13 protein-coding genes are annotated in these 14,790 nt (G+C 45.2%); 7 read left to right on the top strand and 6 right to left on the bottom strand.

Going from position 1 to position 14,790, the window contains the following annotated elements:
• Positions 1 to 37: 37 nt before the first annotated feature.
• The 3 genes from gshA (at position 38) to RA178_RS16800 (ending at position 2,932) form a co-directional block, all read left to right on the top strand.
• The gene (gene gshA, locus RA178_RS16810) at positions 38 to 1,687 is read left to right on the top strand and encodes a glutamate--cysteine ligase (RefSeq protein WP_263185986.1); all 1,650 of its coding nucleotides are present in this window, start codon (positions 38 to 40) and stop codon (positions 1,685 to 1,687) included.
• Positions 1,684 to 2,148 (top strand): hypothetical protein, encoded by a 465-nt coding sequence (locus RA178_RS16805; RefSeq protein ID WP_263185987.1) that lies wholly within the window; start codon positions 1,684 to 1,686, stop codon positions 2,146 to 2,148. Before gshA ends, RA178_RS16805 begins: the two co-directional genes overlap by 4 nt.
• Positions 2,149 to 2,314: 166 nt before the next feature.
• Positions 2,315 to 2,932 carry a transglycosylase SLT domain-containing protein gene (locus RA178_RS16800; RefSeq protein WP_306682922.1) on the top strand — a complete coding sequence of 206 codons (618 nt, stop codon included), beginning with the start codon at positions 2,315 to 2,317 and terminating at the stop codon, positions 2,930 to 2,932.
• A 193-nt stretch (positions 2,933 to 3,125) separates the two neighbouring features.
• Here RA178_RS16800 and RA178_RS16795 read toward each other — a convergent pair whose 3' ends face one another.
• From RA178_RS16795 to dauA, 4 genes are all read right to left on the bottom strand, one after another.
• Entirely contained in the window at positions 3,126 to 4,379 is a 1,254-nt protein-coding gene (locus RA178_RS16795) for a GGDEF domain-containing protein (protein ID WP_306682920.1), read from the bottom strand.
• 163 nt (positions 4,380 to 4,542) lie between these two features.
• A complete protein-coding gene (gene purK / locus RA178_RS16790; RefSeq protein WP_306682918.1) occupies positions 4,543 to 5,646 on the bottom strand; it encodes a 5-(carboxyamino)imidazole ribonucleotide synthase in 1,104 nt (367 codons plus the stop codon).
• Entirely contained in the window at positions 5,646 to 6,137 is a 492-nt protein-coding gene (gene purE / locus RA178_RS16785; RefSeq protein ID WP_028760937.1) for a 5-(carboxyamino)imidazole ribonucleotide mutase, read from the bottom strand. The genes purK and purE overlap by 1 nt, the downstream gene beginning before the upstream one ends.
• A gap of 268 nt (positions 6,138 to 6,405) precedes the next feature.
• Positions 6,406 to 8,169 carry a C4-dicarboxylic acid transporter DauA gene (gene dauA / locus RA178_RS16780; RefSeq protein WP_306682916.1) on the bottom strand — a complete coding sequence of 588 codons (1,764 nt, stop codon included), beginning with the start codon at positions 8,167 to 8,169 and terminating at the stop codon, positions 6,406 to 6,408.
• A 232-nt stretch (positions 8,170 to 8,401) separates the two neighbouring features.
• Here dauA and RA178_RS16775 point away from each other — a divergent pair, with 232 nt between their 5' ends.
• The 4 genes from RA178_RS16775 (at position 8,402) to RA178_RS16760 (ending at position 12,424) form a co-directional block, all read left to right on the top strand.
• Positions 8,402 to 10,273 (top strand): vWA domain-containing protein, encoded by a 1,872-nt coding sequence (locus tag RA178_RS16775; protein WP_306682914.1) that lies wholly within the window; start codon positions 8,402 to 8,404, stop codon positions 10,271 to 10,273.
• A gap of 45 nt (positions 10,274 to 10,318) precedes the next feature.
• Positions 10,319 to 10,924, top strand: a complete 606-nt coding sequence (locus RA178_RS16770; protein WP_212601281.1) for a sigma-70 family RNA polymerase sigma factor — start codon at positions 10,319 to 10,321, stop codon at positions 10,922 to 10,924.
• On the top strand, positions 10,917 to 11,651 hold the full coding sequence (locus RA178_RS16765; protein ID WP_306682912.1) for a hypothetical protein: 735 nt from the start codon (positions 10,917 to 10,919) through the stop codon (positions 11,649 to 11,651). Before RA178_RS16770 ends, RA178_RS16765 begins: the two co-directional genes overlap by 8 nt.
• A 236-nt stretch (positions 11,652 to 11,887) precedes the next feature.
• Positions 11,888 to 12,424, top strand: a complete 537-nt coding sequence (locus tag RA178_RS16760) for a hemerythrin domain-containing protein (RefSeq protein WP_105249947.1) — start codon at positions 11,888 to 11,890, stop codon at positions 12,422 to 12,424.
• A 314-nt stretch (positions 12,425 to 12,738) separates the two neighbouring features.
• Here the strand turns inward: RA178_RS16760 and RA178_RS16755 are convergent, their stop codons facing one another.
• Positions 12,739 to 12,924: a DUF3545 family protein gene (locus RA178_RS16755; protein WP_006080618.1), complete on the bottom strand. Its 186-nt coding sequence runs from the start codon at positions 12,922 to 12,924 to the stop codon at positions 12,739 to 12,741.
• Between the two features lie 216 nt (positions 12,925 to 13,140).
• Complete coding sequence (gene pgi / locus RA178_RS16750) at positions 13,141 to 14,778, bottom strand: glucose-6-phosphate isomerase (protein ID WP_306682910.1); 1,638 nt, start codon at positions 14,776 to 14,778, stop codon at positions 13,141 to 13,143.
• Positions 14,779 to 14,790: the final 12 nt, after the last annotated feature.

The following is a 14,790-nucleotide window of genomic DNA, read 5'->3' as shown; positions in this document are numbered from 1 at the left end:
CCCCACAGACAGGTTTAGATTTATTTTGAGGCATATTTTGCAAGATAAGCCTCAAAATAAAGGTCTGACTGTTAACCTTGTCGCGATAGCGAATCACCAATTAGAGAAGCGCAAATTGAAGTCATTCAATGAATTAGTACAACATCTCTCGGACGCCAATGGGCGCACAGCACTCTTGGGTATGTTACGTGGCATAGAACGTGAGGCGTTGCGGATTGATGAGTTTGGTTATCTCGCGACAGACTCGCATCCCGAAGCATTAGGCTCGGCGTTAATGCATTCACGTATTACGACGGATTACAGTGAAGCCTTGCTCGAGTTTATTACGCCAGTAAATCACAATGTTGAGCAACTTCTCACTGGGTTAACTGAGACTCATGCCTTCAGCGTGCGCCACTTAAATGGTCAGCGTTTGTGGCCCGTGAGCATGCCTTGCTATGTGAAAGATGAGCAACAGATCCCCGTTGCCCGCTATGGCTCATCGAATACTGGCATGATGAAAACCTTGTATCGTAAGGGGTTAACCTATCGTTATGGCGCCCTGATGCAGATCATCTCTGGGGTGCATTTTAACTTTTCGGTATCGCAAGAATTATGGCAAAGCCTGTATGAGTTAAGTGATAAACAGTTAACTTACGATGATTTTATTTCAGAATCCTATTTCGGCTTGATCCGTAACTATCGCCGTTTAGTGTGGGTACTTCCTTATTTATTTGGTGCCTCGCCAGCGTTATGTAGCTCCTTTATTAAAGATCAAAAAACCGACCTCAAGTTTGAAAAAACGGGCCATGGAACTCTGTATCTGCCCTATGCTACTTCGTTGCGTATGAGTGATTTAGGCTACACCAACAAAGAGCAAGAAGATCTAAATATCAGCTATAACTCTTTGCCTGAGTATCTGGCTGGCGTGAATGCTGCCACTAAAATGCCTTCAGCAAACTTTGCTAATATCGGCGTTAAAGTCGATGGTGAGTATCGTCAACTTAATGCCAATGTATTGCAGATTGAAAACGAGTTCTACTCGCCAATCCGTGCGAAACGGGTCACACGTAGTGGCGAGAAACCGTCTGAAGCTTTGGCCCGTGCTGGGGTGGAATACATTGAAGTGAGAGCGTTGGATGTTAATCCATTTAGCCCGGTTGGCATTGAGGCGACACAAGTGCGTTTCCTCGATTTATTCCTACTCTATTGTTTATTAACGCAGTCGCCTAAGTCTGAGGCGAGCGAAGAGGCGAGATTAAGCGCAAATCTTAAAGCTGTGGTGCTTGAAGGCCGTAAACCTGGGCTTGAGTTATTAACCGCAGACGGTTCACGTTCGCTTAAATCTTGGTTAGAAGAGTTGTTTGATGCTTTGCAACCTTTGGCAGTATTGCTCGATGGTGAGGGGACGGATTATCAAGTGGCTTTGGCCCATTGGCGTAAAGCGGCTGAAGATCCGAATTTAACCCTGTCGGGACAAGTACTGCAAAACGTGATCAACAAGGGCCAAGATCATGGTCAGTGGGTAATGACGTTAGCGCAGCAATACTATCAATACTTTATCGATTATCCCTTGTCGAGTGAGACCATAGCGCAGTATCAAGCTGAAGCATCCAGTTCGCTTAACAAGCAAGCTGAACTAGAGGCGGCGCAGAGTGCAGTTTCATTCGATGATTATCTGGAAGATTACTTTGGAGTGAAGTTGTGAAAGAGGGGTTATTCTCTTTCACTGGCCTACGTGCCCGCGCAGCTTTGATTGGGTTCAGTGCCTTGTTATCTGGCTGCGCCGCGTCACCTGAAGACCCACTGGGCTGTGGTACTGTGTCGGGTTATTTGCAGCCCGATACCAGTACTCACTGGTATCGAGTGGTGGTGACCCATTTAAACGGGCAGGCAGTCGTTTCTAAGCCTAATTATCAGTTAGCGCCTGGCGAATATGAATTTACCGTTGCGGAGCTGATTGATGATCCAAGTTTGTCAGTCACGCTTGCCGCGCGGACACCCAAAGTATTCAAGCTCAATGTCGAAAGTCATCAGCGTTATCATATCGGTGCGTTATTTCACACCGATAAGCGTTATATGGGTAAAGACACTGCGTATTGGGAACCCGGCGTGTGGCAGCAAGAAGATCATGAGTGTCAGTTTGAGTTGAGTCCCGAAACGAAATAGCTAAAGTGTTAAGCTCAAGTGGTAAGCCAGCTACATTCGATTTAAGTCATATTGATTTAGCCCCTAGCGCTGAGATCTTCTAAGCGCAAAAAGGCTTTTTATGCTTGCCTCAGCCTGAGTCTATGACATCATGGCGCGAGCTAACTTTCCAAAGAACATGATATTAATGAATAAGTTCTCCGCTATCTTACTCTGCGCAAGTCTCGGCATCTTGTCAGGTTGTGCGACATCTCCGCCTAAGTCTCCCGAAAATTTGTGTGAGATATTTCAAGAACACCGAGATTGGTACGATGCCGCTAAAGATGTCCGTGATAAATGGGGTGTGCCAGTGCATGTGCCGTTAGCTATGATGTATCAAGAGAGCTCATTCAAGCACAATGCCGCGCCACCGATGGAATACTTTTTAGGTTTTATCCCTATTGGCCGTGCTAGTGATGCCTATGGATATGCGCAGGCTAAGACCATGACGTGGGATGATTATGTGCGTGAGACGGGAAACAGTTGGTCGAGCCGCAGTGATTTCGATGATGCCTTGGATTTTATGGGCTGGTTTATTAGCAAAACCCATAAGATAAATGGCGTATCTAAATGGGATGCGCGGGCGCAGTATCTTAATTATCACGAGGGCTGGGGCGGTTATCGCCGTGGTAGTTACAAATCTAAGGCGTGGTTAGTGAAAGTGGCGAACAAGGTGGATGCGAGGTCGAAACGCTACGCGGCTCAATATAAAACCTGCCAAGAAGATTTAGATTCATCTTGGCTGTGGCGTTTATTTTTTGGTTAAGATTACGTTTCTATATCATTGTCAGCCACTTAAGTGAGAATGGCTGACTGTCGGTGTTCAATTTAGATATTTAATCGAGATAGCTAATCGAGATAGTAAACTCAAATCTTAAACTCAAATCTTAAACTCCGACGCTTACTGATTGTTGATATTAGCCTTTTGACATCGGCTGTAGCACCTGACTTCAATTGATTTATTGCGCTTTCACTGCGAAGGTTTCTAATGCCTGAATGGCTTTTTTCTTCGCACGCTTTTGCTCATACATAGCATGATCTGCAGTCTTAAAGGATTGATACCAATCGGCTTCGAAGGGGGCGATACCAAAACTAAAACCTAGGCTAAGCTCTGAACCTTGATTCAAGGTTTTGCGCATATCATCTAAATCCTGCTCAATTTGAGCTAACGGCCCATGGCATAAAGCGACAAACTCATCGCCACCAAAACGGGAAATAATGCCTTTATTTTGCCAATAGGCGAGCATGGCGGTGGCTGTTCGCTTGATGGCAACATCACCCATCTGGTGCCCATAGGCATCATTAATGGACTTGAGATTGTCCATATCGATAATAATTAAAAAACTGCCTAAGTGAGGTTTGTGCTGCCAGTGGTGCAGTTCATCTTCAAAATTCTTTCGATTATAAAGTCCTGTTAATGGATCAAAATTGGCTAGTTTAGTGATCTGCAGTGACTTCTGATAGAGCGCAATGGCATTGCTAGCTTCGTGAGTTAGGATAGAGACAAGATTGCGGTCGTAATCGCTAAAGGCGCCAAGGCTACTGCTATCGAGATTTAGCATGGCATACAGTTTGCCATCAATACGAATAGGGCTAGACAGGGTTGAGCGTATCGGCTGCTTCGACACTGAGAGTAACACTTTCTGATCATCTTCCGTTAAGGTGCTAGCCGCATTGATATTCTTCATATCATTGATGACCACCACTTGATCGCATCTCCCTTCAGTGAGTCGATATTCAAAAGTTTGCTCTAAGGTAAAATCCAGTTGTCTGAGCTTTGCTAAATCGAGCCCCACGACAGATTCAAAATACAGTTTATTATTCACCTCGTTGATTTTAATGATGCTGCCCATTTCGGCACCATTAATCACGTACACGGCTTTATTGAGTAAGGCGTCCAGAAAGGCATGCTCATTTTTATAATGGCTCGAGAGATGGGCGAGTTCATAGATGGCATCGTTGATGGTGACGACTTGCTCTAAATGCTGCCATAGTCGAGTTAAACGACCCTGATGCAAATAGTAAATTAGGCTGTAGGCAAAAATATAAATGATGCAAACAAACAGTAAGGGCAGGATAGTCCAATTTTCTGTGGGTGCATTAAAGATAAACAGCAGGATGAATAGACATATCGGCACTATAAGCAGTAGCAGATGATAGCGATAATCTAAGCGATCTATGGTCTTACGTTTGAAATTATCCCTTAATTTCACTCGACTATTCCTTTATCTGTGTCATTGCTAGTAATCATTGAATGCTATACATCACTAACGTATTCACACTGAGTTCAGTTAAGTATATAACGAAAATTGAAATATAAACTGATATGAAACTGTGAACAATTTCATATCAGTGATTTTGGTACTAAATACTGAATTAACGCGAATTTTCTGCGTATTCTGCCAATATCCAAGCTAATGGTGCTTGGTATTGGATTGGCATCCAAGTTTGCAGTGCGGCTATGCTCTGGTTGAGCACAGTTTGATTTGGCACTGATAGGTTTAAATGTCCGACTTTACGACCCGGGCGAACTTCTTTGTTGTACCAGTACAACTCTGCATTGGGCAAACTTAACCAGCGAGGGTCATTATCGATACCGATAAGGTTGACCATAACACACTGAAAATTCACTTGTGGCTGTGGGATCGCAATTCCGCAAAGTGCTCTAAGATGCAGCTGGAATTGATCCATATGGGTTCCGGCTTGGGTCCAATGCCCAGAGTTGTGCACTCGCGGCGCCAGCTCATTCACCAGTAGCTCATCGCCAACACGGAAGCATTCCATCGCCATCACGCCGACGTATTCAAGCTCGTGCATAATGGCGCTGAGCATAGTTTCGGCTTGGGTTTGCAAGGGGGTTAAGCGTGCCAGTGGCGAAATCGACGCCATTAAAATGCCGTCCTGATGCAAGTTCAGCGTCAGCGGATAAAACACGCATTCGCCTTCGCGAGTACGCACGCCAACCAATGATACTTCTTCATCAAAATTAATCGCTTGCTCAGCAATCGCAAGGTTACGCCAATCGTTTGGAATATCGCCCACTTCGGCTTGTTTAAGCCAATGTTGACCTTTACCGTCATAACCACCGGTACGGCGTTTCATCAAGACTCTAGGACCATAATGTTGATACAGGGTATCGACTTGGGTGTTATCGTCGACTAAGGTCCAAGGCGCCGTGGGAACGCTGAGCTGGTCGAGTAGACTCTTTTGGCTAAAACGGTCGGCTAAACGGCTAAATACCGGACCATTAACAAAATGGGGGTGTGAGCTGAGTTGTAAACTCAGCGCGGACTCTGGCCACTGTTCGCGCTCGGCGGTAATAATGTCGTGGGGCGCGAGTGGCAGAATGTCATCCGTAGGTGTCATGATATCGACGGCGTTAACTTCAATCGCTAATGGCTCACCAGCGTGGGTCAACATGGCGCCCAGCTGACCATTACCTAATACCCAAACCTTAGGTTTAGTGTTTGTCTGGGTCATTAGACTTCCCTCGGGTCTGGATTGTCCAGTACCGCACGGGTCTGTTCTTCTCTGAAAGCGTCAACACGAGCCGCTAATTCTGCATCGTTATTCGCAAGGATTTGGCAGGCCAATAATCCCGCATTGAATGCGCCCGCTGTACCTATGGCTAAGGTGCCGACGGCGATGCCTTTTGGCATTTGAACGATAGACAATAAGCTATCCATACCTGACAGGGCTTTACTTTGGACTGGTACACCTAATACGGGTAAGCGAGTTTTAGAGGCGATCATACCGGGTAAGTGCGCTGCACCACCGGCGCCACCAATGATGATTTTAAAACCACGTTCGGCGGCAGAGGCTGCAAACTCCATGAGTTTATCTGGCGTTCTATGGGCGGAAACCACTTCAACATGATAAGGCACTTGCAGTTTATCCATTATCTCAGCGGCGGCTTCCATCGTGGGCCAATCACTTTTAGAACCCATAACAACAGCAACAAGGGCTTGCATGATAACTCCTTAACTCACTAATTTTAATTATATTTTGACCTTGTTTCAGGTCTAGGTACAGTTGATGCTTGTCTAGCCGTCATCGGTAGCTAGCATCATGGCGCTGAATAATACCATGATCCTAGCGATTTCTGCCCGTTTTTGCATGTGAAAAAACGTCTGTCGCGGCGATGAATAGGTGAGGTAATTGAGCAATAAAAAAGACCAACACTGAGGTTGGCCTTTGAGATAAGTCAGCAACATTAAGCCCTGAGATCGTGCTACTGGTTTACTCTGTCTGCTTATCCGCAGTGATTTCAGTTTGCTGAGTGATAACTGGCGCTTCTGTCATTGCCTCACGTAGGGTCGAGTAAAACTTCAATACACCTTCAATTGGCTGGATCTTCGCTCTCGCCAGTGTTCGGATGGGCTGGAACTGCAGATCGGCGATAATGAGCTTAGTCTTATTCGCTTTGCATTTTTCAATCAGCTTCGTCAGTGCGGCTAATCCTCCCGCATCCAGAATAGATACTCCATCGAGATAAAGCACTATCACTTGTTTATCTTCAGTGAGACTCGCGATTTCGGAGAAAATGCGGTCAGCAGCAGCGAAAAATAGCGGCCCGTTAATTTTGAGGACAGCCCAATCGGCAGGTAGCTCTTGATCCACATAACGCTTGTTGGTGCTGATATCGTAAAGCTTTGTCATCTCAGCAATTTCTTTCATAAACAGCAATGCAGCAAGGATAATTCCTACACTGATGGCGATCACCATGTCGAAAATAACCGTTAATGAAAAACAACTGACAAAAACCATGATATCGCTGGTGGGCGCAGTTTTAATTAAATGTAGTGCCTTGTGGGCTTCACTCATGTTCCAAGCTACAACAAGTAGCAGGGCAGCCATTGCTGACATGGGCAAATAAGCTAATACGCCCGCTAAGGCGACTAAACCAATTAAGACTACTATGGCGTGGATCATCGCCGCTATCGGGCTCTGAGCGCCCGCTTTGACGTTTGCCGCGCTACGGGCAATTGCTGCAGTGGCCGGAATACCACCAAAAAACGGTGTGATGATATTACCTATACCTTGGCCTAGTAATTCACTGTTGGCACTGTGACGTTTACCTGTCATGCCATCGAGTACCACTGCACAAAGTAGTGATTCAATTGCGCCTAACATGGCAATGGCAAAGGCGGCAGGTAATAAGGCTTGAAAGGTCGCGAGATTAAACTGAAAGGATTGACCATTCGCGCCAGCTTGCAGCCAAGGCCATTCGAAACTGGGTAATACGGCAGGAATTCCCATGCCTGTGGTGCCATCACTCAGTTGATAGTGAAAACGGGTTCCTATGGTTTCTATATCTGCACCCATGGCATTGAGAACCAAGGCGAACATAGTGCCGAGTATGATTGCCGGAAGGTGCGCTGGCACGGGTGTTTTGAGCTTTGGCCAAAGTAGCATAGTCGCTAAGGTCGCGGATGCTACCAGTAGGCTAGGTAAATGCACCGAGGGTAGCGCTTGAGCTAATGTCATCAACTTAGCCAGATATTGCTCTGGCATCTGGGCTATCTCGAGTCCGAAAAAATCTTTGAGCTGCAAGGTAGCGATGACGACACCTATCCCCGCGGTAAAGCCTAAGGTGACGGATTCAGGGATATACAAAATTAATCGGCCAAGTCGCAGCATTGCCATGCCGACGAGTATCATTCCGGACATCACAGTCGCGATTAATAATCCTGCTAAACCAAACTGTTGGGCTATCGGATAGAGCAATACTACGAATGCCGCTGTCGGGCCTGACACGCTATAACGTGAGCCGCCAGATATGGCGATAATAAAACCGCCGACAATCGCAGTGTATAAACCGTATTGAGGTGCTACTCCACTGGCAATGGCTAATGCCATTGCTAACGGAATGGCAATAATGCCGACAGTGAGACCTGCAAGAAGATCTTGCCCAAAACGTTTAAACGAATACTTATCCTTCACGCAAGCTTCTGTGAGTGCGTGGGCGATTCTTAGGGAAAACAAATGAGCTGAGTGTGACACGAGTGGGTCCCATAGCGAGGCGAGTAACAAGCTTCTATTTTAGTGACCTGATACAAGACGCAGTGTGAGCTTGATTGCAAAAACGATTGAAAATACTTTGTTTTGTATAAATAGTGTGCTTGGAGGCTGTTTGATTCTCATTTAAGAGTGGTTTGTAAAATATTTTGATACTTTAACCCTTTTAGTCATTTGCGCCGTTTACAGCCTTAGGTCAACATCAAAGGCATTCAATATGAAAACAATATACTCCCAGAAAACCATTGCACATTCCTTATTACCTTGGGGAAACGCCAGCATATCGGCGAGCAATAGCGCAGCTTTATTCTTAGTCATGCTGAGTTTAACGGCCTGTGGCGGTAAAGGCTCTGAGGCTCAACAACGACAAGCGGAGCTGCAAGCCGAGCAGAGTCATAAAGAAGTGTCACTACGCCGTGCTGAAATGCGTGATGCTACTCAGATTGAGATGGCCAGAGTCGCGGCGCCGATGCAAATGTCTACCCATGGTGCAGTGATGGGAATGAACATTACCCCAACGCCGTCAGACTATGCCGCTATTCCGTTAGCACAAAATAAATTCGAGCCGCTGGTGCAAAATGGCATCATGGTGGCAGGAGAAATCCCAGTATCGACTTTTTCCATCGATGTTGATACTGGCAGTTATGCCACCTTAAGGCGGATGCTGAGGGAAGGGCGCTTGCCCGAGAAAGGTACAGTCAGAGTCGAAGAAATGCTTAATTATTTTGCCTACGATTATCCCTTACCTGCTAAAAATACCGCGCCGTTTAGCGTTACGACAGAGCTTGCGCCATCCCCTTATAACGATGACATGATGCTGTTACGGATTGGTCTTAAAGGGTATGACTTACCTAAATCTCAGTTAGGCGCCAGTAACTTAGTCTTTTTGCTCGATGTGTCAGGTTCTATGGCATCTGCAGATAAATTGCCTTTACTGCAAACAGCACTCAAGTTGCTGACGGCGCAATTAAGCGCGCAGGATAAAGTCTCTATTGTGGTTTATGCAGGGGCTGCTGGTGTAGTGCTCGATGGCGCGTCGGGTAATGACACTCAAACTTTAACCTATGCGTTAGAGCAATTGAGCGCAGGTGGTTCAACCAATGGTGGGCAAGGAATCACACAAGCTTATCAATTGGCGAAAAAGCATTTCATCCCCCATGGTATTAATCGAGTCATCCTCGCGACGGATGGTGATTTCAACGTTGGTATGACAGATTTTGATGATTTGATTGCCTTGATTGAGAAGGAAAAAGATCATGGTATTGGCCTGACAACCTTAGGGTTCGGTTTGGGGAATTACAACGATCAACTCATGGAGCAATTAGCGGATAAGGGCAATGGTAACTATGCCTATATCGATACCCTGAATGAAGCTCGAAAAGTGCTGGTGGACGAGTTAAGTTCAAGCTTGTTCACTATTGCTAAAGACGTCAAAGTGCAAGTGGAATTTAATCCGGCCTTAGTGTCTGAGTATCGTCTAATCGGTTATGAGAATCGTGCTTTAGCACGGGAGGATTTCAACAACGATAAGGTGGATGCGGGCGAAATTGGCGCGGGTCATACAGTGACTGCCTTATATGAATTAAGATATGTTGAAGCAGGGCAGATGGCGAATGATAAACTCAGATATGGCGTTGATGCTCAAACGGGGCAAGAAAAATACAGCCGTGAAGAAATCGCTTTCCTTAAACTGAGATATAAGCTGCCAGAGCAAACACAGAGTCAGTTACTGAGTTATCCCATCAGGTTAGACCAAAATGTTAAGCTGTTAGAACAAGCGAGTGATGATTTTAGATTTGCAGCAGCGGTTGCAGGATTAGGGCTATTACTGAATGGCAGCCATTATCTACATCAATTTGATTATACTAAGTTAAGCCAGTTAGCACGTTCGGCATTAGGGGACGATCCCTTTGGATATCGCCATGAGTTTGTGCAATTAATGGAAACCGCCGCGGCCATAGAGCAATCTAATCATGTGCCGATTAAGAAGGTATTCGATGGTACGGATAAACCTTTTCCTCCCCAAGATAAGCTTCATGGCGAGCCAGTGAGAGACAAGAGCAATACGCGCAATGAGAGATTACAATAGTAAAAGTAAATTCGTGGGGCTAACCCCAATGATGAGGAATTTCCCGTGGCATTAGCAATAGCGCAATTATCAAACCATGAGCACTCAGATGAGCAATTGATGTTGTGCTATGCCAAGGGCGATTCAAAAGCATTTGAACAGTTATACCTGAAGCACAAAGGTGCACTCTATCGCTACTTTGTACGCCAGTTAGGTGATAAGCAGTTAGCTGAAGATTTGTATCAAGAAACCTGGGGGCGGGTGATCCGCGCTGCGGCTAACTACGAAGCCAGTGCTAAGTTTACTACCTGGTTGTATCGTATCGCTCATAACTTATTGATTGATCATGTGCGGGCGGTTAAGCCCGTGGATTTTGTCGCTACTGATGAAGATGATGTAGGGCTCGATACTTTTGTGGCGGGTGAGCAAGATAAACCCGATGTGCAGTGGCAAGAAGCGCAAAAGAGCTTATTGCTAAAGACCTGTATCGCACTGTTACCCCAAGTTCAGAAAGAGGCATTTATCCTGAATATTGAAATGGGTTTTACGGCTGCCATCATTAGCGACATTGCGGGCGTGACCTTAGAAGCGACTAAAAGCCGTATTCGTTATGCTTACCAAAGCCTAAAAGATTGTGTCAGCGCGAAATGGCAGGAGGCGGGTCATGAGTAATTCTTCTTCAAGTGCTGATGAGCGCGCATTACAACAGGAAGTGCTGGCTTGGTATCGCCAACAGGCCTTAGAGGTTCCACCGCAGCAACTTGATCAAGATATCTTACAGCTGGCGCAAACTCACTTAGCTGAAATGCATCAAAGCAAAATAACCGCCGTTGAAGCGCCAAGTTCTGTCTGGCGACGCCATCCTTTGGCGTTATCGAGCGCGGCATCGTTAGTGCTTGTTGTTGGTCTGCTGGTGCTGAATCGACCTCAAGTCGAAGATACACTTGTTCCAAGCCCTATGGTGATGAGTGCCCCCGCGCCACAAACGATGGCAAGAATGGCTGATACTGAAGCGATGCAATCTTTAAACATGCAAACAGAAGCTGTAGCTGAACATAAAAGACAGACGGAAATGCAGCAAGCTAAAGCCGCATTGGGAGCAACTGAGCAGCAGGATGCAATTAGCCCCGCTATCGCTGCAAGGTCTATGAATGCACCAAGATTATCTGAGCCTGCTGAAATCAACCAAGTGTCATTGACTGAGTATTTACATCGGTTACAAGTCCTTATCGAAGCGAAGGAGACTGAGCAAGCATTTGTGCTTGAACAAAAACTGCTCAAGGATTACCCGTATCTTGCAGTTAAGGATGTCGATGAAGCACAGTTCATCGAATCGCAGCAAGTATTAAGAGTTGAGTTTAAAAAGCTACAACAGCAATTACATCAGCTTGCCAAATAACTATGTGGTTGTGGTATTTACGAATAAAAAAGTGATTAGAAATCGCAAAGTGGTGAGATAAACAGCTAAATTTCCCTGAAATATGCCGAGACGTGCTAATGTTTGTGGTCTGTTTACTGTTTGGTATGTGATTTACTTGATCAACGTCATAAAGTGAACAGGTTTTAGCCTGTTATATTGGTGTTAGTTCACGACTTGGCTAGTATCAATAGTCAGACCCATATTCAGGAGGCATTATGCTTAAAAGACTCATGCATGATCATAAACATATAGCTGTATTGCTAAATGTTTTAAAAAACAAGCAGATGAAACTATCCGAAGGTGAGTCAATCAACTTCAGCGTCGTGCGCGATATTGTTGAATATATGCAAGGATATGCTGAACGTTGCCATCATCCCATTGAAGACATTATTTATGCCTACTACCTAGCCCATAAAACGAACGATACTATCGATAAATTGAGTGCCGAACATGAGTCGGTGATCCAATCCTCGGCCACCTTGATGGCGACTTTAAACTTGATCCTCAGTGATATTGTGGTTGCCCGCGAGAAACTGATTGTTGATTTTGCAGAGTATGTCGCATTGCAAGAGCGACATATGCAGATGGAGGAACGGGAAATATTTCCTTTGTTAGCCAAAAGTTTAACTGAGCAAGATTGGCAAGTTATTGAGTTAGAGTGTCAGAAATCGCTGATCGATGATCCTTTGTTTCTTGATCGAGAGCAGAAAGAATTCGAAGATTTACGGGTTTATCTCACAGCATCTGACTAATACTCTTTAGTTTATTGGGTCCATGTTGGTGGGCTTAAGCTGTTGTTTTTATACGGTTGAGGAGTAGATTTTTGATTCCGACTGCGATGTCTCGTGAGCCAAAGTTGGTTGGGATTTGTAAAGTATTATCGGTGTTGATGACGTTGGTTTTTATCGTAACTTACTGGTTTTTTTGATGTGTTTTTAAAGCTCCGGCTCGTAAGGCCATACCCCGCTTATATTCTGTTTTCTCCAATAGTTGTAAATAAAAAAAGCGCCGAAGGGCGCTTTTCTATTCATGTTTGAAATGATAACTAGCTCATATAAACATGTAATTACAACTGGATAGCATCAATGTCGTAGTTAAAGTTATTATCGATTTCTTGGAGTTCTTTGAGCAAACGATGCTTATCTTTTAACGCTTCGATTTCACGCCATTTACGCTTTTTATTGGAGCCTCGCGAACGATCGGGTCTTTCAACGACTTCATCTAGCGCACAACCATAATCTAAACGATCCATGGCAACCTCCTGTTGTTGTATGTTTTGTCAGCGATTAAATAACATATTTTTAAAACAGGGTGCAAGAATTATGTTTCATTTGTGTTAAGTTGAAATGAACTTTGAGTGATATGTCATTGATGTTATATGCAGAAGTAGAGCGGAGTTAAGCAGGAAAACTTAATAAAAAGAACGGGGTAGAATTAAAAAGCCAGCAATTGCTGGCTTTTTGTTCGATTAGATTTTGCCTTGTCGATAAAGGTTAATCAATGCGTTGCTTGAGGCATCTAAAGCATCGGAATCTTGCTCTGCGCCAATGCGTGCTAACACATCGTTACCGAGATTCTTACCGAGTTCTACACCCCATTGATCGAAGGAGTTGATATCCCAAATAGCACCTTGAACGAAGGTTCTATGTTCATACAAGGCAATTAAAGCGCCTAGGGTACTTGGAGTGAGCTTATCCATAAGTAAGGTGTTGCTCGGCTTGTTACCAGGCATGACTTTATGTTGAGCGATCAGCTGCTTCTCTGTGGCGGATAATGCGCTATTAGCAAGTTCGGCTAAAGCTTCATCAAAAGTACGACCTTGCATTAAGGCCTGGGTTTGACCGAAGCAGTTTGACGCTAATTGGTCATGGTGCTCACCGATAGGATTATGGCTTTGCAGCGGCATAATGAAATCGGCAGGGATCAGTGCGGTACCTTGATGTAATAGCTGGTGGTAGGCATGTTGGCCATTAGTGCCTTCGCCCCCCCAAATGACGGGACCTGTGCTGTAGTCAACATCAGTACCATTTAAGGTGACTGACTTACCGTTACTTTCCATATCGAGCTGCTGGAAGTAAGCGGGTAGGCCTCGCAGATAATGATCGTAGGTTAATACGACATGGGACTGAGCATTAAAGAAGTTTCCGTACCATAGGGAGAGTAATCCCATGATAACCGGCATATTCTCAGTCAGTGGGGCTGTGGCGAAGTGCTCATCCATCTGATGCGCACCCGTGAGTAGAGCCCTGAAGTTATCCATACCGATCAAAAGTGCAATCGGCAAGCCAATCGCTGACCAGAGAGAGTAACGGCCACCAACCCAATCCCACATAGGGAAAATATTGTTTGCATCGATACCAAAATCTGTCGCTTTTGCCACGTTTGAAGTGACTGCGACAAAGTGTTTTGCCACATCAGACTGCAAACCGCCTTTCGCTAGGAACCAGTCTCTTGCGGTGAGGGTATTAGTTAAGGTTTCCTGTGTCCCGAAAGATTTGGATGACATGATGAACAAGGTCGTTTCAGGATCCAGTAACTTCAGCTTCTCACTAATAGAAGTCCCGTCGACGTTTGCCACAAAGTGACAATTTAATTCGGGGTTCCAATAAGGGCGCAACGCTTGAGAGACGATTTTGGGGCCTAGGAAAGAGCCGCCAATACCAATACTTACAATATCGGTTATCGCTTTACCTGTGTAACCTTTCCATTGACCTGACGTCACTGAGTTCACAAACCCTTGCATCTTATCTAGAGTTTGTTGAACTTCAGGAACTATGTCTTGACCCTCAGCAATAATCGATTGTTCTGCAGTACTGCGAAGCGCTGTGTGCAGTACGGCGCGCTTCTCTGTGGTGTTAATGATTTCACCTGCAAACATCGCTTTGATTTTTGCTTCAAGTTGGCTATTGCTTGCCAACGCAAATAACAGATCCAGCGTTTCCGCTGTTGCTCTGTTTTTAGAGTAATCCAGTAATAAACCACAGGCTGATAGCGACATTTTATTGAAACGTGCCGCGTCAGTTGCAAACAATTCCCGCATATGCGGAATATTTTTACTGTGTGCTGATAAAGCTTGCCATGTTGAGCTTTGGGTCAAGAGTGTCATTTCACCGTCTCC

This window comes from Shewanella oncorhynchi, assembly GCF_030848765.1.
In the GTDB taxonomy this organism is placed as follows: Bacteria; Pseudomonadota; Gammaproteobacteria; order Enterobacterales; family Shewanellaceae; genus Shewanella; species Shewanella oncorhynchi.
This window is presented reverse-complemented; position numbering and strand designations above follow the sequence as displayed.